The following is a 23,070-nucleotide window of genomic DNA, read 5'->3' on the forward strand; positions in this document are numbered from 1 at the left end:
CGCCACATCATCATTGATCGCCGTCGATGTGGCCTTCTAAGATCCCATCCTATCAGAGCCTGCCAGATGGTGCGCTTTTATCCTGCCACCCGTGCTCGAGCAGCAGGCCGGGAAAATGTGCGCTGCATGCCATGACGTGGGTGATCGCCGCTTCATCGTACTCGTCGCCCGATCGGTGGCGATCAAAGAACTGATGCAATGCCTCAATGCGGTCGGGCATTGCGCCAACGGCCTGCAGACCGATTGATGCGCCATAGTTGGTGAAAGCGAACTTCACCGTCCGTAGATACGGCTCCCGGCAGAAGTATCCGGCCGGCATCCACATAGTGTCGAGGACTTGCAGACACCGCTGTCGCTGCAGAACGGCCCAGTCCTCGTCCGGATGAAAATGCGTCATCCAGAGCATCATTCCAATGCCGAGATCCTGCGTGATCCAAAGCGAGGGCGCCTGCTGCCCGATGAGTGCTCGCATGTCGCTGATCTCTCCGGCGAGGTTCTTCTCATCGAGCTTGCTGTAGGAGATGTAGCCGTCAAATGCATCGAGAGCGCCAAGCCCGTAGCCGGGATAGGGACCGCTGAGGTCTTCCTTCATTTTCCAAATGACGCCGCGTCGCGGCAGGACGAACGCGCCATGAATCTGGCGTACTAAAGCGACGCCCTTGCTTTTCATTTCGGGCATGTGGCGCGCCAGGATGGCGAGCGCGTAGATCCACATCGCGAGATAATGAAAGTATTGGCCGTCCCGGTCGGGTTCCTCTCCGATGCGGATCCCACGAGGGCGGCCAAGGACGCGGTCGACCTCGGTCACCAACCAGTGTGCTTGCTCAAGGAACCGGTCCTCTCCCGTCGCTTCGAACAGCGAGACAAAAAGGACAACCCCGAACGCATCAGTCCACAGGTACCGCAGTCCGTTGGGCCAGATATGACGATCGCGCATCCAGAGCAGCTTCGACAGCACATAGTCGAGGTCAACCGACTGGGAAGCAGCTGGCACGCGTGCTCTCCTGACGCCAAAAAGGTTCATTCTTTTAGCCCCGCCGATTGGACCTCCAGATTGATCGCGGTCAATTCCGCCGCCCTAACTGAAAGCTTTCTGGCGATAATCTCGCGGAGCTGACCATGGATCTTGAGGAGGCGATCGCCAGGCGCCGCTGGGTGCGCGAATATACGTCTGAAGGTAAAAAAAAGATCGATCCGGCGGTGATCGAGTTCGATGCCAATGAGGCGGCATTGGCATTCTGCCGGGAAGCGGATCCTCATCTCCAGACGTCGTGCCAGGTGGCCACCCACCATCCCGTGTCGACCGCATCCGTCCGAACGATTTCTCAACTGCGATGCAATAGTCTTTCGCACGCAGTGGGCGAGGCGACCATTGCCTCGCGCCCGGTTCAGCTTGCGGCGAGCAGTTCACCGGTACATTATGTGCCGGTCTCGGATTCCCGTTCGTGGGGTGAGCCGTTTTCCCGTCCGCATCAGCCTCGGCGAGATGATGCGCGGGCTATGATATCAGAATCGTAACCTGATGAACCGTCCAAGCGCGAGGCGGAAAGTTTCATCGTTGGCGCGCTGAAATAATATATATTTTGAATGGTGTCGACCGGGCATACGCCAATTTACTGCCGAGAGGAATCGTCCCTCTCATCGCATCAGGATCGGGGCTTCGGTCCAACCCTTAATCCAGCGAAACCTCGCATGAGCCAACCGAGGCTCGCGGCACCGCCGACCGATTCTGAATTGACGGACAGATGTGTCTCTGGATGCGACAGCACTTCAGCAGCATGAGGTTCAACCAGACAAGCTCAAAACTCTCTCAGATCAGATGCTCAACTGTCCCGAAGGCCTTGATGACGGACAATCGGTGCGCGTCGCGTTACTCGGCCGACAAAGCGGGGCGTTTTCAAGCTGTCGAAGGCGAGTCTCTTCCTTTTCGATATAGGCCCGCGTGCGCGGAACGGATTCAATTTGTTTTGCGAACTGGATCTGGAAAACCGCCAACCCCTGATAGCGGAAGCCAATCTCCGCAGCTGCCAGATAGAATTCCCACATGCGGCAGAATCGATCGCCAAGGACAGAAGCGGCCTGTTGGCGCCGGGCAAGAAAGCGCCGTCTCCACGCCGCGAGCGTGTCGGCGTAGTGAAGGCGCAGGATTTCGACGTCGGTGACAATGAGGCCCGACGCCTCGATCACCGGCAGCACCTCGGAAAGCGCCGGCAGATAGCTCCCCGGGAAGATGTACTTCACGAACCATGGGTTCATTGGGCTTTTCCCGTCGAGCCGGCCGATAAAATGCAGGAGGCCGATGCCGTCGGTCTTGAGGCTTCTCGTCATGGCATTGAAGAACGTCGGATAATACCATTTTCCGACATGCTCGAACATGCCGACCGAAACGATGCGGTCGAAGGTGTCCTGCAAGGCGCGGTAGTCCTGAAGGCGGAACCGAACACGCGAACCCAGGCCTCTGTCCCTGGCGCGATGGTCCGATATCTTGAGCTGTTCGGACGACAAGGTCAGTCCGGTGACGTCAGCTTGCTCGAGTTCCGCGAGATAGAGGGCGAGCCCGCCCCAGCCGCTTCCAACGTCGAGGACCGACGCGCCGGAAAACAGTCGAAGTTTGGCCGTGATATGCCGCTTTTTCGCGAGCTGGGCTTCTTCGAGCGTTTGATCCTGCGTTTCGAAATAGGCGCACGAGTATTGCCGATCTGAGTCCAGAAACAGCGAATAGATCCGATCGTCGATATCGTAATGGCGATGAACGTTGCTTCGCGCCAACCGTTCGGTATTTCGAGGCCGCCAGAGGCCGGCCATTGACCTGACCGCGCGGCGGAGGCGCGCGATGGCGTTCGGTGCCATGTGGCTGAAGTTACCGGCAAGAACCGAGAGAAGGTCATAGATGGAGCCGCCGGAGACCGTGAGCCGGCCGTCGGTATAGAGCTCACCCAGAGCCAGCTCCGGATTGAAAATGAGCTGCCGCAGCGCGCGCCGATCCATGAGACGCACGCTCAACGCCTGACCCTTTGCCTCGCCGACGGTCAGATGCTGGCCGTCTGGCAGCTGCAGTGTCAGCGTTCCCTTTTTGACGAAAAGGCCAAGAAGACTCTTTAGCATTACGTTCATCATGCGAGTCCCCATGCAGCTTTCTGCAATCTCAGCTGCATTCGGCTTGCCACTGATGCTGTGGACATCGGTCGGCGTCATGTTCAGGGCCGGCGAATGGAAGCGGTGCAAGAATCCATTTATCGCGGATGGGTCGACACAGAGAGGAGGTAGGTCCAAGCGATCTTATCCATCGCTTTCGCTGCAACGGGATGTTTCCACCACCCCACCACCAAATGAACTGTTGTGGCCCCGGATGTGTTCCAGAATAAATATCGCACAACGATATATTTTGGGAGCGGAGTCCGGGAATTGACAGATCGACCCGGAGCCATCCGCCCGGATTCAGCAATGCGCCTACAGAATAGGGAACGTTCGCTCGGCCGGGTTTCCGGGCTGCTTGACCGGTTGTCCCGCTTGCTCGATGACGGCTCTCAGGTGCATGCCTTCTTTCAGGGGTGATTTGAGCAGTTGTGCTGATCGGAACATGACGCGCAACGACGACGCATGTTCCTTCAAAGAAAAGCCGAACGTTTCGCAATCACACATCCATGTTGTTGTTGGCGCGAGTTCGTGCGTTATCACAAAAACATGTATTGAAGTTACATGTTTCAAGGTGATGTTTAAGGACGCGACCGGCTCGAGCGTAGTAATGAGCCAGAGGCGCGGAAATCCGATATGACGCACCCTTCATATGCTCCTGGGAATGAGACCGAAGCGATAGCGCCGATGTCGCCGCACACCGCTTTTCAACGCGCGGTTGACGTGAATTGGAGTTTGCCCATTCAACTTTGCCGTCGTCGCAGGGCCGATCGCACGGCACCCATTTCGACTGACGGGGCGTACGTCGCATAAGGAGTATGTAATGCGAATATCCACCCTAACCTGCGCTCTGGGCTTACTTGCCTACGCCACGGCGCCAGCTCTGGCCAACGAGAGCGTGACAGAGGCCGTCAAGAATCCAAAAAACTGGGCGATGCAGCAAGGCGACTACGCCAACCATCGCTATTCCACACTCGATCAGATCAACACCAAGAACGTCGGGAAGCTGCAGACCGCATGGAGCTTCTCAACTGGCGTTCTCAGGGGACACGAAGGATCGCCTCTTGTCATCGGCAACATGATGTACCTGACGACGCCGTTCCCCAACATCGTCTTTGCGCTCGATCTCGATCATGACCAAAGGATCGTCTGGAAATACACGCCGAAGCAGGATCCATCCGTCATTCCCGTGATGTGCTGCGACACCGTTAATCGCGGGGTGCAGTACGCGGACGGCAAGATCTTCCTTTACCAGGCGGATACGACGCTCGTGGCTCTCGATGCCAAAACGGGCAAGGAAATCTGGAAAGTTGTCAACGGCGATCCCAAAAAGGGCGAGACTGGCACGAGCGCGCCGCTGATCGTCAAGGACAAGGTGATTGTCGGTATCTCAGGTGCCGAGTTCGGCGTGCGCGGGCGCTTGACGGCGTACAATATCGCGGATGGCAAGCTCGCGTGGCGCGCCTATTCGACCGGGCCTGATAAAGACATGCTGGTTGATCCCGAGAAAACGACGTCGCTCGGCAAGCCGATCGGCAAAGATAGTTCGTTGAAGACCTGGAACGGCGACGAATGGCAGATCGGCGGCGGCTCGACCTGGGGCTGGTATTCGTACGATCCGAAGCTGAACCTCATCTACTACGGCACCGCTAACCCCGGCACCTGGAACTCGATCCAGCGTGCGGGGCCGGACGGCAAACCCATCGACCAGAAATGGACGATGACGATCTTCGCCCGTGACCCCGATACCGGTGTCGCCAAGTGGGCCTATCAAATGACGCCGTTCGACGAGTGGGACTATGACGGGGTCAACGAGATGATCCTCGTCAACAACCTCGAGGTCAACGGCCAAAAGTACGACGCGCTTGTCCACTTCGACCGCAGCGGCATCGCCTACACAATCGACCGCAAAACGGGCATTCCTCTGGTGGCGCAGAAATTTGACCCCGTCGTCAATTGGACGACCGGAGTCGACCTCGATCCCAAGAGCCCGACGTATGGACGGCCGCACGTCGTGGACGCCAAATCGCCGTTCCACAACGGCCAGGACGTCAACTCGAAGGACATCTGCCCCGCCGCCCTTGGGAGCAAGGACGAGCAGCCGGCATCCTATTCGCAGTTGACCGGTTTGTTCTACGTCCCGACGAACCACGTGTGCATGGACTATGAGCCGTTCAAAGTCTCCTACACCGCGGGACAGCCTTACGTCGGCGCAACCGTCTCCATGTTTCCGCCGAGAGGCGAAGAGGGACACATGGGCAACTTCATCGCGTGGGACGCCGGCAAGGGCAAGATCGTCTGGTCGAAGCCCGAGCGGTTCTCGGTGTGGTCGGGAGCGCTCACGACTGCCGGCGGCATTGCCTGTTACGGAACACTTGAAGGGTACTTCAAGTGCGTCGATCAAAAGGACGGCAAGGAGCTTTACAAATATAAGACCCCGTCCGGCGTCATCGGCAACGTCTTTACCTACGAGCACAATGGCAAACAGTTCATCGGCGTCTTCTCGGGCGTCGGTGGTTGGGCCGGCATTGGCCTCGCGGCAGGGTTGACCAATCCGACGGATGGTCTCGGTACGGTCGGCGGCTACTCCGCGTTGAGCAACTACACGGCACTCGGCGGATCGTTGACCGTCTGGACGCTGCCGTAGAGGCAAGGAATTGGCGCAGATCTTTCGATCTGCGCCAATTTTTAACCGCAAGCGATGTCGGAAAACGGCGCGCCGTAGTTCGCTCAATAGCCTGCGAATTCTTCTGTCCGAATGTTGTCTTCATTCATGTTCAGCCCAAGATTTGCCTGCCCCGGAATTCGAAATTCTCCGGCTTCTCAAGGGAGATGCCCTGGTGTTGCGCGGAACCAAGAAGCGCAGCGCGATTTATCAATGGAGTGCTCAGAATCGGCGCGTTCAACACTTCTTGTCGCTCTCCCGTCGACGCGTTCTTGATCGAAGCTGCATGGCTCATCCAGACGGGCGTTGATCTTGTTGCGGTCTGCCATGCATCTGGTGCTCTTGCGGGAGTCATCACGAGGGACGATGTCGTCCGGGCAGACAAGCCATTGTCAAGGTACCAGCTGCATGGCACCAGTTTGGGCTTCGATGACGTCGGACATCATATCATGTGCGTCTGACTGGCTGTCAGATGCATGGACGGCGATGAAGCGACATCGAATCAAGAACCTGCCGATCATCGACGAAGTTTCGAAGCCGCTCGGCGTTCTTACGGCGCAGGATGTATTTCAGCAGCTGCTAAGCGAAGTAGAAAATGAGGAAACGCTCTTACGGGATTATGTAATGAGCGTCGGATATTGGTAGATGCGGATTCCCAGGCCTCAAAGCGCCACTGAATGACAGGTCCTTTTCCACGATCTGATCGCAGGCCATATCGCTCTTTCATGTGCCGCCGCAGATCAGAAGCGAACTGCTAGACAAAAGCACCACGGCAAGACCATGCGTTTCTGCCTAGGTTTCCTCAAGATCGTGTCAGGCCACGGCGCCCGAGGCCGGAAAATCTCTGACTGCAATCCAGACATCGATCTCGCCCCAGATCGACGAGCTCATTGAAGGTGCGAGCGAATTTGTCACTGAGCGCAGTCGGCGTAGTTGTGGAAAGTCTTTGTAGGAAGTTCATCCGCTTCGTCGCAATCAACTGTTCACAGTCTAGGATCAAGAGTTGGTTGCCGTTCGGAAAGTGTAGGGCTATGGACTGAGTTCGGTCAGGGTATATCCGATCGCGGAATAGGGCGAGAACGCATTTGGAAAGAAAGCCATCTGCATTTGCACTCAAGCGGTCTTTATTGAATGCGGAATTCACGTGACGAAAAAGAAAACGGCTTTGATCTCGGGAGTTACGGGCCAAGACGGTGCCTACCTGGCGCGGCTGTTGATTGAGAAAGGCTACATTGTACATGGAATAAAAAGACGATCGTCTTCCTTCAATACGCAGCGCGTGGACGAAATTTATCGAGACCCTCACGAAGCCGACGCGTCGTTCTTCATGCACTACGGCGATCTGACGGATTCGACCAACATCATCCGGTTGGTGCAGGAAACTCAACCCGATGAAATCTACAATCTGGCGGCGCAAAGCCACGTTCAGGTGAGCTTCGAAACGCCGGAATATACCGCCAACGCCGATGCTGTCGGCGTCTTGCGTTTTCTCGAAGCGCTCAGAATTCTAAAGCTGGAGAGTTCGGTTCGTTTCTATCAAGCCTCCACGTCGGAGCTCTACGGCAAAGTTCAAGAGACGCCACAAAGGGAGACGACACCGTTTTATCCACGATCGCCGTATGGGGTGGCAAAGCTTTACGCTTATTGGATCACCGTCAACTATCGCGAAGCCTACGGAATGCATGCTTCCAACGGCATTCTCTTCAATCATGAAAGCCCGATCCGCGGCGAAACGTTCGTCACGCGAAAGATCACGCGAGCGGTGGCACGGATCAGCGCTGGACTGCAATCGACTCTTTATCTTGGGAACCTGGATGCCAAGCGCGACTGGGGACATGCCAAAGATTATGTCGAAGGCATGTGGATGATCGTTCAGTGCGATCAGCCGGATGACTACATTCTCGCGACCGGCGAAACACATTCGGTTCGCGAATTCGTTGAGCTTGCGTTCGCTGAAATCGGAAAAAACATTGGCTGGCGCGGCACGGGGGTTGACGAAATCGGTTACGATACGAAAACGGGCGCCGAGATGGTGCGCGTCGATCCAAGATATTTTCGTCCGACGGAGGTCGATCTTCTGCTTGGCGACCCAAGCAAGGCACGGGAAAAACTAGGCTGGCACCATAAGACCACGTTCCCTGAGCTCGTGAAGGAAATGGTTGCGGCAGATGTAAAACTTCTGAGTCGAGAGAGTTGGCGCAATACACTCAATGAATAAGGGCCGCGATAGCGGAGCGAGACGGATCATGCCCTTCGATTTGAAAAATAAGCGCGTTTTTGTTTGTGGGCACCGCGGAATGGTTGGATCAGCCATCGTCCGTCAACTCGCCGGTGAGGATTGCGAACTGCTGACGGTTGGGCGGGAACAACTCGATCTTCGCGAGCAGGCACGCGTCAGAGCCTGGTTCGATGCCGAAAAGCCCGATGTCGTTTTTCTCGCCGCTGCGAAAGTTGGAGGAATCCTGGCGAACGATAGCTATCCGGCCGAGTTTCTGTACGACAACCTCGCGATCGAGACGAACGTCATCGATGCAGCATTTCGTAGTGGCGTACAGAAACTTTTGTTCTTGGGATCATCCTGCATTTACCCGAAGTTTGCGCCTCAGCCGATAGCTGAAAACGCGCTTCTTACCGGCAGCCTCGAATCGACCAATGAATGGTATGCCGTCGCCAAGATCGCCGGGCTGAAACTCTGCCAAGCCTACCGACGGCAATACGGCGCGGACTTCATCTCTGCGATGCCGACCAATTTGTATGGCCCCGGTGATAACTACGACCTTGCTGCAAGTCATGTCATTCCAGCCTTGCTTCGAAAGGCACATGAGGCAAAGCGATCTGGAGCCCGAGAGATCGCTATATGGGGGTCCGGCACGCCGCGAAGAGAATTCTTGCACGTCGACGATGCTGCTAGCGCTGTCATGCATCTGATGAAGGTGTATTCCGGAATGGATCACGTCAACGTGGGGACGGGCGAAGATGTTACAATTCTGGAACTCGCAAACCTCGTGTGTGAGGTGGTGGGCTTCAGTGGCGCTATCGTCACCGATCCCAGCAAACCCGACGGGACGCCGCGAAAGCTGCTCGATATCTCAAAATTGACTGCTACGGGGTGGCGTCCCCGCTATGGGTTGCGAGACGGGCTCGTCGATGCTTATCAATGGTTTGAATCGAACGAGCCAACGGCACGCCTGACCGCCTAGTTTGCTCGGAATTCTCAGATCTGCTTATAAACTCAGCGCCTTCGCCACAGCGGCAAGTAGGTGGAAGCAAACCAACGCGATGCGCAGGAGAATGCTGAATTGTGCAACCCAAGAGAAACAAAGAGAGGAAAAAAGAGAGAATAGCAAGACAAGGGACAACAACGCGAAGGACGAAAGGACGTCAGCCAACCGGGCGAGCGGATCGCCGTCGCCGCGCTTGATGGTCTCGATCATCGATGAGGGACGGCCGCCATAGTCATGCTGCAGAAGATCTACCAATAGCACGCTGCGCACGACCCGAACCGTTGTTCGCCTGCAGGGGGGGTGCAGGAGCATTGTGACCGGGAAGAAAAGGTTGCGAAAGTTATGCATATGGCCAGAACCGCAAGGTCACGGTTATTGGCATCTCGGCTGAAACTATGATCGGATGTCGGGAGTCGTCGGACGCTCAAGGCTATTCGCACAACAACTTGTATCATCGACACCGGCTTTCAAATTGCCGTGCGAATATGCGGATAAAAACCGCTTTAGTGCTTTTGTCTTTATCGAAGTACGCAAAAAAACAAAAAATATATTTGCAATTTCTAATGCCTTCCGCCGGCTTTTGCCTACGATTTCTGCACCTCAATATTTTCATTGGAGTGCAAAATCGTGACGATCCCTTTCCATGACCGAACCGACCTCGCCGCCGGATTTGCCGGGGACGGCTTTCTCTCCGTCGCCAAACGTTTCCGTCAGCTCGAGGATGAAGACCCTAGGCTCTTTGATGCCATCGTCAAGCTTCTCGGAGTCGATCGCGGCGACGCCGACTTTATGGTGCGCGTCGACCGAACGTTCCGGGAGCTTCGGGTCAAAGAAAATCATATGGCGGCGCTCGGTTGGCCGAAGCTGATCGTCCTGATCGATCACATCTCCTTGGGCAATCGCCAACAGCTTCTCGAACTCGCCGACAAAACGACGGCAAAAGAGCTCGCCAGCATTCTCGAGAAACGCCGGCCGTGGACGAAGCGGATCGTTCTGCACCTGACGGAAGCCCAGTACCACGTGCTCGAGCAAGCCATTTTGGCCTATGGCGGCATCCGGGATGAGCGTGATCCCTATGAGCTCGCGGGCAAGGAGGAGGCGCTCGTCAAGGCGCTTTCATCAAAGAAAGGCTGAGCCGCTCGGTGAGAAAAACGGGGTCGGTCCGCGAACGTCAATCGCGGACGCCCTCGAACTCGCGAGCAGCATAGGTGGTCAGGCTAGATAAGGTTCAGCGTAGGAGACATCCGTGACGTTCTCTGCAATGCAGACGAAATTCCTCAGGGCCAAGCTCAAACGCCGTCACGTCAAAACCCGGGACGCGAATGGTGAAACCCTGTCCTACATCGAGGGATGGCACGCCATCGCCGAGGCCAACCGGATCTTCGGTTTCGAGCATTGGGACCGGCAGACGCTCAGCCCCCACTGTCATTGGACCCAGCAACAGTCCGGGCAGACGGTCTGTTTCTATTCGACCAAGGTCCGCATCTCGGTGCGCGCCGGCGAGGCTGTGACGGTGCGGGAAGGTCTCGGGACCGGGCTCGGCCGATCGCAACGGCCTGAAGAAGCCCACGACATGGCAATCAAGTCGGCCGAAACGGACGCGACCAAGCGGGCGCTTGCGACCTTTGGCAATGCCTTTGGCCTGGCGCTTTACGATCCAGAGCGCTCTCAGGTGACGAAGCCGTCAAAGTTCAGGTCCGAACTCGTCGTGACAACGCTTGAGAAACAGGAGACGAGGTTTAGCGACGCCGGAGCCTTTACCAACTACGTTCTGCGCCACGTCGACGAGCTCAGAGCAATCGATGACCTCTATGCCTTTTGGGCTCTCAATGCCAATTCGTTTAAAGCGCTCGACAAGAACGAGGATCCGCATGCAAAGGACCTTGCGCAAAGGATCATCACCAGCCTCACGGACCGAGCCCGGCAAATTACGCAAGAGTCCCAGTCAACCAGGATGATCTCTGATCAACCTTCGATTATGGATGAGCGGACCACCGGGCCTTATCTGCTGCCGAAGGAAAAGCGCTTCCGGGATCGCGCGCATCTTGAATTCGTCGCCAAGCAGCCGTGTCTGATCTGCGGCCGCCAGCCGACACAGGCCCATCACCTGAGGTTTGCACAACCACGGGCGATGGCGCTCAAAGTGTCCGACGAATTTACGGTGCCGCTTTGCACGACGCATCACGATCAACTGCATCGCAGCGGTGATGAACGCGCGTTTTGGGTTAGGAACGCCGTGTCGGAGCCACTCAAACACGCGGCCAGGCTTTGGAAGCTGTCGCATCACAAGAGCGAGACGCCACGGCAGGCGTTCGATCCAGATACAGAGGAGGAATTCAGTGAACCCAGTCTACGGAGACCTCCTCGCCAAGATCAGAAGTAACCGCTGCGGATAGCAGATGGTCTACCATTCGCGATCTCGACCTGAGGTGAAACCGCGGTGGATCTTGCAAAGCGGAACCGAAAGCTCGTCCGAGACCTTAGGTGTAATGCCGAGCGGTTGATACGCGGTAATATTTGACACGTACGTCAAATTGACGTACTCATTGATGAATGAGGAGGCGATCGCACATGGCGACGTCACAGGTTATTGGAAAGAAGGCTAGGTCGCGAGCGCCGGCCCGCTTTGGCGCGAGGTTAAAGCCCGAGGCGAAAGAGCTGCTCGAGCGAGCTGCGGCGCTCACCGGACGCAGCCTGACGGATTTCGTGCTGGCAAGCGCGGAGGAAGCGGCGTTGCGCACGATCCGTGAGCATGAGCTAGTGAGACTAACGGCGCGAGACAGCAAAGCCTTTGTCGCCGCTTTCCTTGAGAATACCAAGCCCAACAAGCGCCTGCGCAAGGCGGCCGGGCGCTATAAGGCAACGAGCAGCGTCAAGGTATGACGAGGCTGGAAGGGTCCTGGGTTATCGAGCCGCTCCGGAAGGACCATGACCGGGCGGCTTTTACGTGCGAGGAAAATTCGCTCGCCCAGTACATCAAAACGCAAGCAAGCCAGGACGCGCGGCGCTTTACCGCCGCGCCGTTCGTTGCAGTCACTGACGGTGGGAAGACGGTCCTTGGTTACTACACTTTGTCTTCGACGACGCTTGAATTGACGGCAGTGCCGGAGAACATAGCAAAAAAGCTGCCGCGCTATCCAACGCTGCCCGCAACTCTCTTAGGGCGGCTCGCACGGGACCAGAGCGTCGCCGGAAAAGGATTGGGTGAATTTCTCCTGATGGATTCCCTGCATAGGGCTTATGTTCAATCCAAGGAAATTGCGTCGGCAGCGGTACTGGTTGATGCCATCAGCCATAAGGCTGCGACCTTCTACCGACATTTCGATTTTCTCGAGTTTGCAGACAACCCGAACCGGCTGTTTCTACCTATGCCGAAAATTGCGAAATTATTTGCGTAATCAATAGCGGGCGCCCCTCGCCATTCGGTGCGCACGGGCGAGCGGACCATCACCTCAGGTTTGCACAACCACGCGCCATGGCTCTCAAGGTGTCCGACGAATTTACGGTGCCACTTTGCACGACGCATCACGATCAACTGCATCGCAGCGGTGACGAACGCGCCTTTTGGGTTAGGAACGGCGTGTCGGAGCCGCTCAAACACGCGGCCAGGCTTTGGAAGCTGTCGCATCAAGCGAGACAGGCGTTCCAGATACAGAGGAGGAATTCAGTAAATCCAGTCTACGGAAACATCAACCGCAGGATAAAGAGCGATGACATGGGTTGGTTTCACAGTGTGCAGGAGAGCCCGTGCATTCGTTTTGGCTCGCTGAGGTCGAATGATGGACATTGGGCGGCGGCCGAATGCGACGGGGTTCCTGATGAAATGGTCTTCACTGTCCGGGCAGCGATGGCAAACGGTATCCGTCGTTTCGTATCTTCAACTAATATTTCTACGATGGTCCGGGCCACTGACCGGCGTATCGGTCCCTTTCTTCCCCTGGCCATCTGCGACAATTCGTACTTTCGACTCTCAGCTATTACGTTGACTGCGGGGAAACATCTCTTTCCGATATAAAACCGATCTTGAGGTAATGCTTTGAGGCACGGGATGCCGAGGGCGGTTGGCAGATTGATGACCGTTTCAGGAATTTTCAAGCCACACGATAGAGTCGGGCGAGCGCTTCGCTCCAAAAGGCATATAGCCGACATAAATTTCGAGATGGGCCGCTAATCTAATTGAGAACATACAGCCTTTGGCGAGGGAATCCTCAACTTTTCCGTTTGATTCTAGATCGAAAGAAAATATTGGTATTAAGTTTTTTGAGTTCGAGGGGGCGATGAGAAACTACATCTTTGAGATGCCGCGCTACCACAAGCGCGCGGTGTTGATTGTTGTCGATTTCATTCTCCTCAGCATTGCCCTTTGGGTGCCGTTGTCACTTCGTTTCGGTGTGCCCTATGTCCCGCCGACCGGCGGCGTGGCCTTTGTACTGGTTCTGGCCGCTCCCCTCACCACTATCGCTACGCTGTGGCGCTTCAAGGTCTATCGGGTGGTGACGCGCTTTGTCGGCTATCGTGGCACCACGCAAATCGCGCTCGCCGTCGGGCTGTCCACGCTGATCTGGGCGCTCTTTGTATTCATGTCAGGCCAGAACGGCATGCCGCGCTCGGTCATCATCCCCTACGGGATTTTCGGGGCCGTTTTGCTCATTGGGACTCGCTATGCGATTAAGGCGATACTCAACAGTGCCGATATCACAACCGCGCGCGAGTTCTCCCACGTGCCGCCGAAGCCTACCCTGATCTACGGTGCCGGCCGGATGGGGATCGAGCTCCTGAAAACCGTGCGGCGCGCGCGCGATCGCGATATTGTAGCTTTCATCGACTCCTCGCCGACACTCTGGCGCCAGTACGCGGGTGGGATCAAAGTGTATCCGCCGAGCCGTCTCGCTGGGCTGATTGAATCCGAAAGCGTTTGTGAGGTCTTGGTTGCCCTATCGGGCTCGCAAAAGCAGGAAAGGCGCGAGGTTCTGAAGCAGCTCGAACAGCTTCCGGTTTCGGTGAAGGTTTTGCCGGCCTATGAGGACTTCACCTCCGGTCATGTCGGCGTCAACAGCTTACGCGACGTGGATGTCAACGATCTTCTGGGACGCGACCCTGTGATGCCGCGGCCCGAGCTTCTGGCCCGCAATACGCGTGGCAAGTCTGTTCTCGTGACCGGCGCCGGCGGCTCGATCGGCGCCGAGCTTGTGCGCCAAGTGATGCGTCAGTCGCCGCGCCTTGTCGTGCTGCTTGAGATTTCCGAGCCAGCACTTTACAGGATCGAGCTGGAGATGAGCGAAGCCCTGGCCAAGTTGCCGGCGGATGTCGTCAAGCCTCGCTTGGTTCCCGTCCTGGGTTCGGCCGGCGACGACCAGCTCGTGAATGCCCTCCTGACCGAGCACCGGGTAGAGACCATCTATCATGCCGCCGCCTACAAGCACGTGCCAATGGTGGAATGCAATCCGACCGCCGGCATCACGAACAACGTGCTCGGCACGCTTGTCATCGCCAAGGCTGCGGTCCGCTGCGGCGTCGAGCGCTTTGTTCTGATCTCGACCGACAAGGCGGTGCGCCCGACCAATATCATGGGGGCGTCGAAGCGTCTTTCTGAACTCGTGCTGCAGGCTGAGGCAGCAAAGCAGATCGGAACGGTCTTCACGGCTGTGCGCTTTGGCAACGTGCTCGACAGCTCGGGATCGGTGGTCCCGCGCTTCCGCAAGCAGATTGGCGCTGGAGGTCCCGTCACCGTGACCCATCCCGATGTCGTGCGCTATTTCATGTCGATCTCTGAAGCAGCCGAGCTTGTCGTTCAGGCCGGTGCGATGGCGACCGGCGGCGAGGTGTTCGTGCTGCAGATGGGCGAGCCGGTGCGTATTCTCGATCTCGCACGTCTTATGGTACGGCTTTCGAACCGTGAGGTGCGCGACGAGTCCAACCCGGACGGAGACATCGACATCGTCTTCACCGGTCTGCGACCGGGCGAGAAGCTGTTCGAGGAGCTTTTGATCGGCGCCCGCACGGAAGTCACCGAGCACCCGCGCATCTACAAGTCCGACGAGCCGTTCCTGTCATGGAACGAGCTCAAGCACGAGCTCGACGTGTTGAAGCTCGCGACCGAGGCCCATGACATGGCCGCGCTTAGGAGCGTGTTGATGCGTACGGTCGAAGGATATCGCCCAGGGTCTGATTCTGGTCCCGGCGAAGACGCGCTCAAAACCCGCTCGGACGAGCAGGTCTTGCGCACAATTCATTGATGGTTCTGCCGGGAAGCTCTCGACCTCCGCAACAGAATTGGCTGGCCGCCCTTTCGCAAAATTATCAAACGGCCGGCTTCCCGAGGAGGCAGGCATGTCGAGCTTTAGCTTCCGCGCCTTGAAGATCGCGCCGCTCGAAGGGCGAGTCCAGCACGAAGGTCATGTTGTTGCGTTGATACGTTCGTCCAATTGAGCTGACTCGCGTTGCGCTATCTGAGGCCGCACCATAGCCAAGAATATAGGGAGCCACAAAAACACATAGTGGGTGTTGAAGAAGCGGACCGGCTCGCTCAAATCCGATCCCATGAAGCCGTTGGCGAATATGAGCATTGCCACGATGAAGAACTTCTCATTCCGGTTTTTCAGTCTGGATGCCTTAGAGAGGGCGACAGCCATCAGACATACGAAAAAGATAGCCAGCGGAATTCCATAGTACAGGGCCATGCCGAGATAAGTGTTGTGCGCGTGAGGAATGCCTTCGAAGCGGAATGCGTACCCGCTACCCCAGAGTGGATGCTGGGCTATGGTATCGACGCTCTGCATCCAGACGTCGTATCGTTTCGGATCGCGGCAAGCGAGTTCGATAGCTGGACAGAGCGCATGCCGGATAGGCCCCTCGAGCAATACACCTGCTACCACCAGTGCATAGGCGCCGAACGCGCAGGCAAAGAGTAACGCCCGCGAGCCGCTGGAAACAACCAACGGGGTAACGCAGAGTGCAAAGGCGAGCGCAAGGAGCGGGCCGCGGCTGTCTGCAAGATAGAGTCCGGCGAGGATGCCGCAGATTGTGAAGGCGAGCAGAACTGCTGTCAGCGGAGCACGCCGGATGTCCAGATGGTACGCGAGCACTGTGATGGCCGCTATGAGGCCCGCTGCGACGGCGCCAGCCCCGAGGATTGGGTTCGATGCTCTGCCCACGAAGCTCAATCTATCGTCGAGTTGTGGCATCGTCACTAGCGTGATTATAACGGAGACGAATGCGGCACCGGCCAATAGCCACAGGATATGGCTGAATGGAAGACGCGATTGCACAAACAAGATTAGTCCGTATAGGCCCGCAAGAAGCAGCACGTGGGACTCTGCCGTGCCGGGCACCGCGCTGGCGATCCCGTAGGGGGGCAACAGGAGACGCAATCCGACGACAATAAGGAAGGCTAAGACGATGGGGGCGACCAGCGGCGTCGGCAGTTTGCAATCGCGTGCTTCTCTGGCAATCAATATCCAGCTGACAGCGAAACACACAGCGGCGACGACGCTTGCTAGAGCACCCTTGAGAAAGAAGATCGAGATAAGGAAGGCTCCGAAGAGACCGCGTGCTGGATTGTCCTTGATTTTTCGGCTAAGCTTGCCTGCGAGGGAGTCGACGGATGATGCTGATAGCATATGTGCCACATGATAGCGCGCGGTCCTATTTGACCTTAGCGGAGAATCGCAAGTTTCTCAGGCGCAGCAGGAATGGTTCAACTGAATAATTCCTGTCCTGCCGCCATGCAAGTCTTCGTCATCAATCTCGCCTCGGCTACTGATCGCCTCGCCTATATGAGCGAGCAGCTTGGTGGTGCGTTCGAACGCATTGATGCGGTTGGCGGATACGCAGTTCCGACGCGATTGGCGGGGAACTTCAGCGGAGCAATACCATTACTGCCGGGTGAGATCGGTTGCTACGCCAGTCATCTCATGGCCGCCGAGACAATACTTGCGCGCGGGTTACCCTATGCCATTGTGCTAGAGGATGATGCCGAACTGGCGAGTGATTTTCACGAGGTTGTCGAGACGTGTGTTGGCCGTTTGCCTGCAGGGTGGGACATTGTCGGCTTGTCTGACGTCAAGCATTGTCCGCACCACCGGCTATCGCAATTGAGCGGCGACCGCTATTTGGTGCGTTACGCTCATTTCCCAAAGACGACGACCGCTTATGTGCTCAGTCGGTCCGGCTGTCGGAAGCTACTGGCGCCCCGTCAACGGACGCGTCCGATTGATGTCGATATACGCTATGGATGGGAGATGGGACTCAACGGCTACGGCATTCTGCCGCCACCGGCTGGGCCGAGTGAGAAGTTTGCGTCGTTCATCCCAAAGAGCACGCGACGGAGGTTCTATTGGAGAGCCAATCCTCTTGGATACCTTAAGGGGCGCATCAAAGGAGTATGCAAGCTAGGATTGGTGAACGCGGCCCGCGCCTACCTGGCCAGTTCGTCGAGCACTGTATCTGATCGCCAACAGCGGTCCTAAAACTCACTACAACAGCAGGCGCCTATTTGCCAAGCCTGCGTTCGGACCACTCGGAAAATGTCGTCCCCGACATAGGACGCGCTCCGACTCGGAACGAGGTTTGGGCGCAGATCTCCGACACCGGCATCCGCTCTGAGGCAAAGCGGATACGGCTTTCCTTTTACAGGCATCCCACGCGCATATAGTGCCTGCATCCGTGTGTCTTTGCGCTACGGCAATCCGCATTCTGTTCGTGCGCCTGATGGCTGTTGCGCTGTCCCAGGCACCAACGCTGAACATCAAGTATGAGAACTTTGTCGTAGCAATGTGCATATCCGCCAATGGGTTTATGCGTTCTGATCTCAGCGACTCGGGTGCAATTCTTCAACACGTGCCCCGTGTTCTTGTGGTTCCTTTTGTTCTTGGCTATGACCAGCCCCCGAGGAGGCTTCGTGTACGCCAGGACAGATCGACACCTGCACCAACGTACCTACTGCAGCACAGGTAAAATGTTCTGCAGCGTCGCGGCGGCTGCATGCGTATTCGCCTTTCCCAGACGAAGAATAAAAAGCCCGTGGAGAGGTAGCCTTCTGTTTCATAGTGGGGCAGCCGCAGGTTGATGGCGTCTCTCTTGAACCGATGGAGCATCGTGCATCACCTGTCGCGTTCGACAGTGGGCTTTGCCGCGGTAACCGTGGTGAAGGCGGGTGCAGGGCTCCTCATTGTCAAGATCATATCCGCCGGGTTTGGCCCAGAGGCATTCGGGCAGTTGGCGCAGTTGATGACCGCCGTTGCCGTTGTCAGTATGTTTGCCGGCGGCGGAACCACCAACGCACTGATCCAGAGCTTCGTCAGCGCCGTCTCGGAGGAGGAGCGTCAACGGCGCCTGACCGCCGCTTTCAAGATCTATCTTGCGCAATCGGCTGTTGTGTCGCTGCTGCTTGTCTTCGGGCATTCGCTGTGCGCCCATTTCCTGCTCCAGGATACCAGCCTGTCATGGTTGTTCCTGTTGCTTGCGGCCACGCAGTGGGTAGTCGGGGCAAATAATCTCCTGCAGGCCGTGCTAACGGCTATGCAGCGTAGCCGTGTCATCATCTTATCGAACATCCTTGGGACATGCGCTGGAGCACTTGTCTTCATAGCTTGTGTCTGGCCTGGAACGTACGCAGGCGCTGCCCTTGGCATTGTCCTTTATCCGGCCATCGCGGCGCTCGTTGGAGTCTGGCTTGCCGTACAAACACTGCCTCAAAGTTGGCATCACCCGGTATGGGCGACCACGCGCGACGACATTACGCGTTTATTGTCCTATTCGGTCGTCGTGGTCGTATCGCTCGCGGCATTACCCCTCGCCCAGATTTACGTGCGCGATATCGTTGGCGGACAATATGGCTGGGAGGTCGTCGGCTATTGGCAGACCGTCTTAAAAATATCCGACGTCTATATGCAGTTTTTCGGCATGCTCATGATGTATCAGGTGCTTCCCTATTATTCCGCGGCCACGACAGTGGCGGAATTAGACAAGCGCTGGCGGCATATGATGTTGCCCATACTTGGGCTCATGGTTGCGGGCCTCTGTATATTCTATGTCATGCGTGAACTCATACTGCGCATCCTCTTCTCGGAAGCATTTGTACCCGCAAAGCAGTTTGTCCTGCCCTGTATCATCGGCGACTTTTTTCGCGTTGCAGGGCTGTTTTTCGTTTATTACGGCATATCCCGCGGAGCGCGCCTCGTGCCGATCGTGTTCGATCTGACACAGGCCGCTCTCCTGATTGCCGTCACCACACTGCTTTTGCCTGTCTATAAGGGTATGGCTCCTGCCTACGCCACTCTCGCCGGAGGGCTAGGCAGTTTTGTTGTGATGGTCGCTATGCGCTCCGTCCGGCGAGCTAAATGGAGGGGTAGGCTGGAGGGCGCTGCATGAGCAGAATTTTGGTGGTGTGCGTCAAGTTCTCAACCGATGCTGCAAACGGATGGCTGACGAATGACTTGGTCGATGCGTTCGTGCGAGCGGGCCATACGGTCGATGTCATCCATCTAGAATGGCAGGACGAACACCCGGTTGAGTTCGTGACGACGCCCGACGGAACGCGCCTGCTCCGGTTGTCGGCGTTGGCTTTTTTTCCACGCTGGCTTCCTTACACAGTTCGCAAGGGAGCAAAGTGGCTTACCGCCTCGTATCTTGCTGCCCGTCTGGCCAGACGCTTTATGCCACCGGAGTCATACGATCTCCTGGTAGGTTTCTCTCCTGCCGTCGTGACAGATGGGCTGATAAGGCTTTACCGACAACGGGCGAAGAAGACCTTGCTCATCTATTGGGACTTTTTTCCCCTTGCTCAGCACCAACTCGGTCTTCTCCCAGGAGGAGATGTTGCAGCATCTCTGGCGCGTCGCTTCGAAGCGCGCGCGGTGGGGCAATATGCGCAGACAGGTTGCATGACACCGGCGAATATCCAATTATTTGGAACATATTTTCCCAAATACGCTGGCGCGATCACGCAGATACTGCCTTGGGGTCCTGCTAGCTTCATCGACCGCTCCCGACGCGATGAATTCCGCAAGAACTTTGGATTCGCCGCAGATGACGTGGTCTGCGTCTTCGGTGGACAGCTGATCCCGGGGCGAGAAATCGAACGCATCGGTGAACTGGCGCAACGCGTCGCAAAAACGTTGCCGCATGTGCGCTTTGTCATCGCGGGCAGCGGCCCCCTGGCTGCGCTGATCGAACGACAAGCTGCCGATTTGCCGAACCTGGAATTTTTGGGAAAACTCAGCCGAGTTCGTTATGGTGAGCTATTGGCAGCTGGCGATATCGGCATTGTCCTGACGTCGGCCGATTTCAAGGTCCCAAACTTTCCATCTAAAACTGTAGATTATTTCCGCGCTCGCCTTCCCGTTCTTGGCGCGACGGAGAAATTCGGCGACTATTCGTCGATCATCAATAACGAAATCGGGGCAGGGCTTTCCTGTTCGGTCGAAGATACGGCACAGCTGGAGAAAAACTTACATATGCTGGCGTGCGACCCGTCCTATCGACTGGCGTGTGGCCAACGTGGTGCCGACTATTATCAAACTCACATGAGCGCGCCTAACCTGGTGAAACGCCTCATCGGGGAAGCGGCATGTCCCGGAATCTGCTGATACAGCTAGGGCGTTGGACGCCGCTGCTATTGGTGGTCGGCTATATTGCGCTCACCTATGGACTCTTTCTGTTCGGCCCTGTTGAGTGGAACGTTCCTAATATATGGCGCGTCAGCTATTTCATGGCCGTCTGCGTAGCAATGCTAACTGCAGGATATGCTTTTGGCTTGCGGCATGTACGTGAGGAATTGCGCTCGATACCTTGGCGACCATTTTTCTGGATCGGCACAATCGCCAGTGGCGCGCTGCTTTTTCCGTCCGCTTGGATTTATATGAGCAAATGGCCGTGGGACGCTGTTCAGCTCGCGCGGTGCCAGAACATTGCCTATATGGATATGATCAACAACATTCGCGATGACGTTACTGGATATCGCTACCTTTATGTCATAGTTCGAGCGTTGTTCGCTCCATTCGCCTTCTGTGTGCTGCCATTGACTGTCCTCCACTGGTCGCAGATGCGATGGCGGGAGTACGGGTTATTGGCAGTCTATCTCTTGTCGGCGCTCTGTATGTCTCTCCTGCGCGGGACTGACAAAGAAATTGCCGATATCGTGATAGTGCTATTAGCCACTGTGCCGATCGTTGCCTTCCGGGTGCTGATCTCGCGAGACCTTCCTTTATCTCGACTCGTGGGCTTGCTTCTGGCGACAGTGCTCATTATCGGCGCAGGCGCCTATCTGTTTGCGGAGCGAAGGGAAGCGCGCATCTTCCGATCTCTCCCTACAGTTGCTCAGTCCCAGAAAGCGGACAATTGCCGTGCGGGCGACTGGCGGTGCATGTGCGAAGCAGAGAGCAGTCTAAGACATGCGGACGCCAGATCACCGGTAAAGCCGCCGCAAGAGATTTGCACCGCGAATTGCGTCAAGAATTCAGAACAGGCGTTGTCAGAACGGCCACTGTCAGAACAGGCGTTGCCCGCTAAACCAAAGGAAGGAGGTTTTCTGGCTTATATGGCAACCTCCTATCTCAGTCAGGGCTATTATGGCATGGCGCTAGCTATGACGCAGGACTTCTCCAGTACGTACGGCTTAGGTCACTCGCCATTACTCCTGTACTACAGCCGGCACTTCCTCGGAGAGGATTTCGCAAACCGGGCTTACGTAAACAAAATTGCCGATAGGTGGGATCCTAAGGGCAAATGGTCTACTGCGATGACGTGGTGGGCTAATGATGTGAGCTTCTATGGAGTTCCCTTTGTTTTCGCGTTGCTGGGCATGCTAACGGCATGTTGCTGGCGCGAAGCGACAGAGCAGCAGCGGGATGCAGCTGCTATCCTATTCGTGCTTTGCATGTTCCTGTTTTTTTACCTCCCGGCGAATAACCAACTGTTCATGACTGCTGATTCAGGCATGATAGTTTTATTTTGGCTTGTTCTCTGGGGATTGAATGCGATACCGCGCCGGCGGGAATACAAGGTACCTCATGTTTGCAAATAAGACCCTTCTCATCACCGGTGGTACGGGCTCGTTCGGAAATGCCGTTCTTCGCCGGTTCCTGGATAGCTCAATCCGGGAGATCCGCATCCTCTCACGCGATGAGAAGAAGCAGGATGACATGCGCAAGCGCCTGCAGAGTGACAAGCTGAAATTTTACATCGCCGACGTGCGGGATTATCAGAGCGTTCTGGGCGCCGTGCGCGGGGCGGATTTCGTGTTCCACGCCGCGGCGCTCAAGCAGGTGCCAAGCTGCGAATTCCATCCGATGGAAGCGGTCAAGACCAATGTCGTGGGCACGGACAACGTCATCGAGGCGGCCATTCAATGCGCCGTCTCTCGGGTCATCTGCCTTTCGACCGATAAGGCGGTTTATCCTATCAATGCCATGGGCATCTCCAAGGCCATGATGGAAAAAGTCATGGTCGCGAAATCGCGCAGTTGCGAGGGAACGAACACGGTCGTCTGTGGCACGCGCTACGGCAACGTCATGGGTTCGCGCGGATCGGTCATTCCGCTGTTCTTGGAGCAGATGTTCACGGGGCGGCCGGTGACTATCACCGACCCAAACATGACGCGTTTCATGATGACGCTCGAAGATGCCGTAGATCTGGTGCTTTATGCGTTCGAGCACGGGAACAACGGCGAGATTTTCGTTCAGAAAGCTCCTGCCGCAACGATCAAGGTCCTAGCTGAGGCGCTGCTCGGGCTGTTCGATAAGCGGGCGCATCCGGTGCATGAAATCGGCACGCGCCATGGCGAGAAGGCCTATGAAGCGCTGCTCTCGCGCGAGGAGGTAGCCGTGGCTGAAGATCTGGGTGAGTATTACCGTGTTCCGCCGGATTCGCGCGACCTGAACTACGAGAAATTCGTGGAACAAGGCGAGCGCCGCATTACTGAAGCCCAAGACTACAACTCCAACAATACGCAGCGGCTGGACGTGGCCAGTATGGAGGCGCTGCTGAAGAAAGTCGGGTTCGTGCAGGAATTGCTCGCCGGAAAACCCTGGTACCCAGGTGTCTAGG

General features: G+C 56.6%; 21 protein-coding genes. 16 read left to right on the plus strand and 5 right to left on the minus strand.

What is annotated here, in order from left to right; genetic code table 11:
- Nucleotides 1-52 precede the first annotated feature (52 nt).
- On the minus strand, nucleotides 53-994 hold the full coding sequence (locus HYPDE_RS00440; protein WP_041320683.1) for a hypothetical protein: 942 nt from the start codon (nucleotides 992-994) through the stop codon (nucleotides 53-55).
- A 125-nt stretch (nucleotides 995-1,119) separates the two neighbouring features.
- Here HYPDE_RS00440 and HYPDE_RS18955 point away from each other — a divergent pair, with 125 nt between their 5' ends.
- The gene (locus HYPDE_RS18955) at nucleotides 1,120-1,518 is read left to right on the plus strand and encodes a hypothetical protein (protein WP_015596329.1); all 399 of its coding nucleotides are present in this window, start codon (nucleotides 1,120-1,122) and stop codon (nucleotides 1,516-1,518) included.
- A gap of 297 nt (nucleotides 1,519-1,815) precedes the next feature.
- Here HYPDE_RS18955 and HYPDE_RS00450 read toward each other — a convergent pair whose 3' ends face one another.
- Both HYPDE_RS00450 and HYPDE_RS18960 read right to left on the minus strand, forming a co-directional pair.
- A complete protein-coding gene (locus tag HYPDE_RS00450) occupies nucleotides 1,816-3,114 on the minus strand; it encodes an SAM-dependent methyltransferase (protein WP_051112030.1) in 1,299 nt (432 codons plus the stop codon).
- 336 nt (nucleotides 3,115-3,450) lie between these two features.
- A complete protein-coding gene (locus HYPDE_RS18960; protein WP_015596331.1) occupies nucleotides 3,451-3,780 on the minus strand; it encodes a hypothetical protein in 330 nt (109 codons plus the stop codon).
- Between the two features lie 178 nt (nucleotides 3,781-3,958).
- On the opposite strand from HYPDE_RS18960, the gene HYPDE_RS00460 reads away from it, so the two are divergent.
- The 4 genes from HYPDE_RS00460 to fcl all read left to right on the plus strand — a co-directional run bounded on the left by HYPDE_RS00460 (nucleotide 3,959) and on the right by fcl (nucleotide 9,000).
- Nucleotides 3,959-5,782 (plus strand): methanol/ethanol family PQQ-dependent dehydrogenase, encoded by a 1,824-nt coding sequence (locus tag HYPDE_RS00460; protein ID WP_015596332.1) that lies wholly within the window; start codon nucleotides 3,959-3,961, stop codon nucleotides 5,780-5,782.
- Nucleotides 5,783-6,229: 447 nt separating this feature from the next.
- Nucleotides 6,230-6,445, plus strand: coding sequence for a CBS domain-containing protein (locus HYPDE_RS18965; RefSeq protein ID WP_280109735.1), 216 nt, complete (start codon nucleotides 6,230-6,232; stop codon nucleotides 6,443-6,445).
- Nucleotides 6,446-6,944: 499 nt separating this feature from the next.
- Complete coding sequence (gmd, locus tag HYPDE_RS00470) at nucleotides 6,945-8,018, plus strand: GDP-mannose 4,6-dehydratase (protein WP_015596335.1); 1,074 nt, start codon at nucleotides 6,945-6,947, stop codon at nucleotides 8,016-8,018.
- Between the two features lie 28 nt (nucleotides 8,019-8,046).
- Complete coding sequence (gene fcl, locus HYPDE_RS00475) at nucleotides 8,047-9,000, plus strand: GDP-L-fucose synthase (protein ID WP_041320685.1); 954 nt, start codon at nucleotides 8,047-8,049, stop codon at nucleotides 8,998-9,000.
- A gap of 24 nt (nucleotides 9,001-9,024) precedes the next feature.
- On the opposite strand, the gene HYPDE_RS18970 is transcribed toward fcl, so the two are convergent.
- Nucleotides 9,025-9,234 (minus strand): hypothetical protein, encoded by a 210-nt coding sequence (locus HYPDE_RS18970; protein WP_144061129.1) that lies wholly within the window; start codon nucleotides 9,232-9,234, stop codon nucleotides 9,025-9,027.
- A 417-nt stretch (nucleotides 9,235-9,651) separates the two neighbouring features.
- Here HYPDE_RS18970 and HYPDE_RS18975 point away from each other — a divergent pair, with 417 nt between their 5' ends.
- The 6 genes from HYPDE_RS18975 (at nucleotide 9,652) to HYPDE_RS00515 (ending at nucleotide 15,260) form a co-directional block, all read left to right on the plus strand.
- Entirely contained in the window at nucleotides 9,652-10,158 is a 507-nt protein-coding gene (locus HYPDE_RS18975) for a hypothetical protein (protein WP_144061130.1), read from the plus strand.
- A 112-nt stretch (nucleotides 10,159-10,270) separates the two neighbouring features.
- On the plus strand, nucleotides 10,271-11,407 hold the full coding sequence (locus tag HYPDE_RS00495; RefSeq protein ID WP_244437741.1) for a Rad52/Rad22 family DNA repair protein: 1,137 nt from the start codon (nucleotides 10,271-10,273) through the stop codon (nucleotides 11,405-11,407).
- Nucleotides 11,408-11,595: 188 nt separating this feature from the next.
- A complete protein-coding gene (locus HYPDE_RS00500; protein ID WP_015596341.1) occupies nucleotides 11,596-11,907 on the plus strand; it encodes a DUF1778 domain-containing protein in 312 nt (103 codons plus the stop codon).
- Complete coding sequence (locus tag HYPDE_RS00505) at nucleotides 11,904-12,422, plus strand: hypothetical protein (RefSeq protein WP_015596342.1); 519 nt, start codon at nucleotides 11,904-11,906, stop codon at nucleotides 12,420-12,422. The genes HYPDE_RS00500 and HYPDE_RS00505 overlap by 4 nt, the downstream gene beginning before the upstream one ends.
- Before the next feature lie 77 nt (nucleotides 12,423-12,499).
- Complete coding sequence (locus tag HYPDE_RS19760) at nucleotides 12,500-13,039, plus strand: hypothetical protein (protein ID WP_015596343.1); 540 nt, start codon at nucleotides 12,500-12,502, stop codon at nucleotides 13,037-13,039.
- Nucleotides 13,040-13,301: 262 nt separating this feature from the next.
- Nucleotides 13,302-15,260, plus strand: a complete 1,959-nt coding sequence (locus HYPDE_RS00515) for a polysaccharide biosynthesis protein (protein ID WP_041319681.1) — start codon at nucleotides 13,302-13,304, stop codon at nucleotides 15,258-15,260.
- Nucleotides 15,261-15,419: 159 nt separating this feature from the next.
- Here HYPDE_RS00515 and HYPDE_RS00520 read toward each other — a convergent pair whose 3' ends face one another.
- Nucleotides 15,420-16,643, minus strand: a complete 1,224-nt coding sequence (locus tag HYPDE_RS00520) for an O-antigen ligase family protein (protein WP_015596345.1) — start codon at nucleotides 16,641-16,643, stop codon at nucleotides 15,420-15,422.
- A gap of 72 nt (nucleotides 16,644-16,715) precedes the next feature.
- Here HYPDE_RS00520 and HYPDE_RS00525 point away from each other — a divergent pair, with 72 nt between their 5' ends.
- The 5 genes from HYPDE_RS00525 (at nucleotide 16,716) to HYPDE_RS00545 (ending at nucleotide 23,069) form a co-directional block, all read left to right on the plus strand.
- Nucleotides 16,716-17,492, plus strand: a complete 777-nt coding sequence (locus tag HYPDE_RS00525; protein ID WP_015596346.1) for a glycosyltransferase family 25 protein — start codon at nucleotides 16,716-16,718, stop codon at nucleotides 17,490-17,492.
- A gap of 598 nt (nucleotides 17,493-18,090) precedes the next feature.
- On the plus strand, nucleotides 18,091-19,395 hold the full coding sequence (locus tag HYPDE_RS00530) for an O-antigen translocase (RefSeq protein WP_015596347.1): 1,305 nt from the start codon (nucleotides 18,091-18,093) through the stop codon (nucleotides 19,393-19,395).
- Nucleotides 19,392-20,612, plus strand: coding sequence for a glycosyltransferase (locus tag HYPDE_RS00535; protein WP_015596348.1), 1,221 nt, complete (start codon nucleotides 19,392-19,394; stop codon nucleotides 20,610-20,612). The genes HYPDE_RS00530 and HYPDE_RS00535 overlap by 4 nt, the downstream gene beginning before the upstream one ends.
- Nucleotides 20,594-22,048: a hypothetical protein gene (locus HYPDE_RS00540; RefSeq protein WP_015596349.1), complete on the plus strand. Its 1,455-nt coding sequence runs from the start codon at nucleotides 20,594-20,596 to the stop codon at nucleotides 22,046-22,048. Before HYPDE_RS00535 ends, HYPDE_RS00540 begins: the two co-directional genes overlap by 19 nt.
- Nucleotides 22,035-23,069, plus strand: coding sequence for a polysaccharide biosynthesis protein (locus HYPDE_RS00545; protein WP_015596350.1), 1,035 nt, complete (start codon nucleotides 22,035-22,037; stop codon nucleotides 23,067-23,069). Before HYPDE_RS00540 ends, HYPDE_RS00545 begins: the two co-directional genes overlap by 14 nt.
- Nucleotide 23,070: the final 1 nt, after the last annotated feature.

Source organism: Hyphomicrobium denitrificans 1NES1, assembly GCF_000230975.2.
Classification (GTDB): Bacteria; Pseudomonadota; Alphaproteobacteria; order Rhizobiales; family Hyphomicrobiaceae; genus Hyphomicrobium_B; species Hyphomicrobium_B denitrificans_A.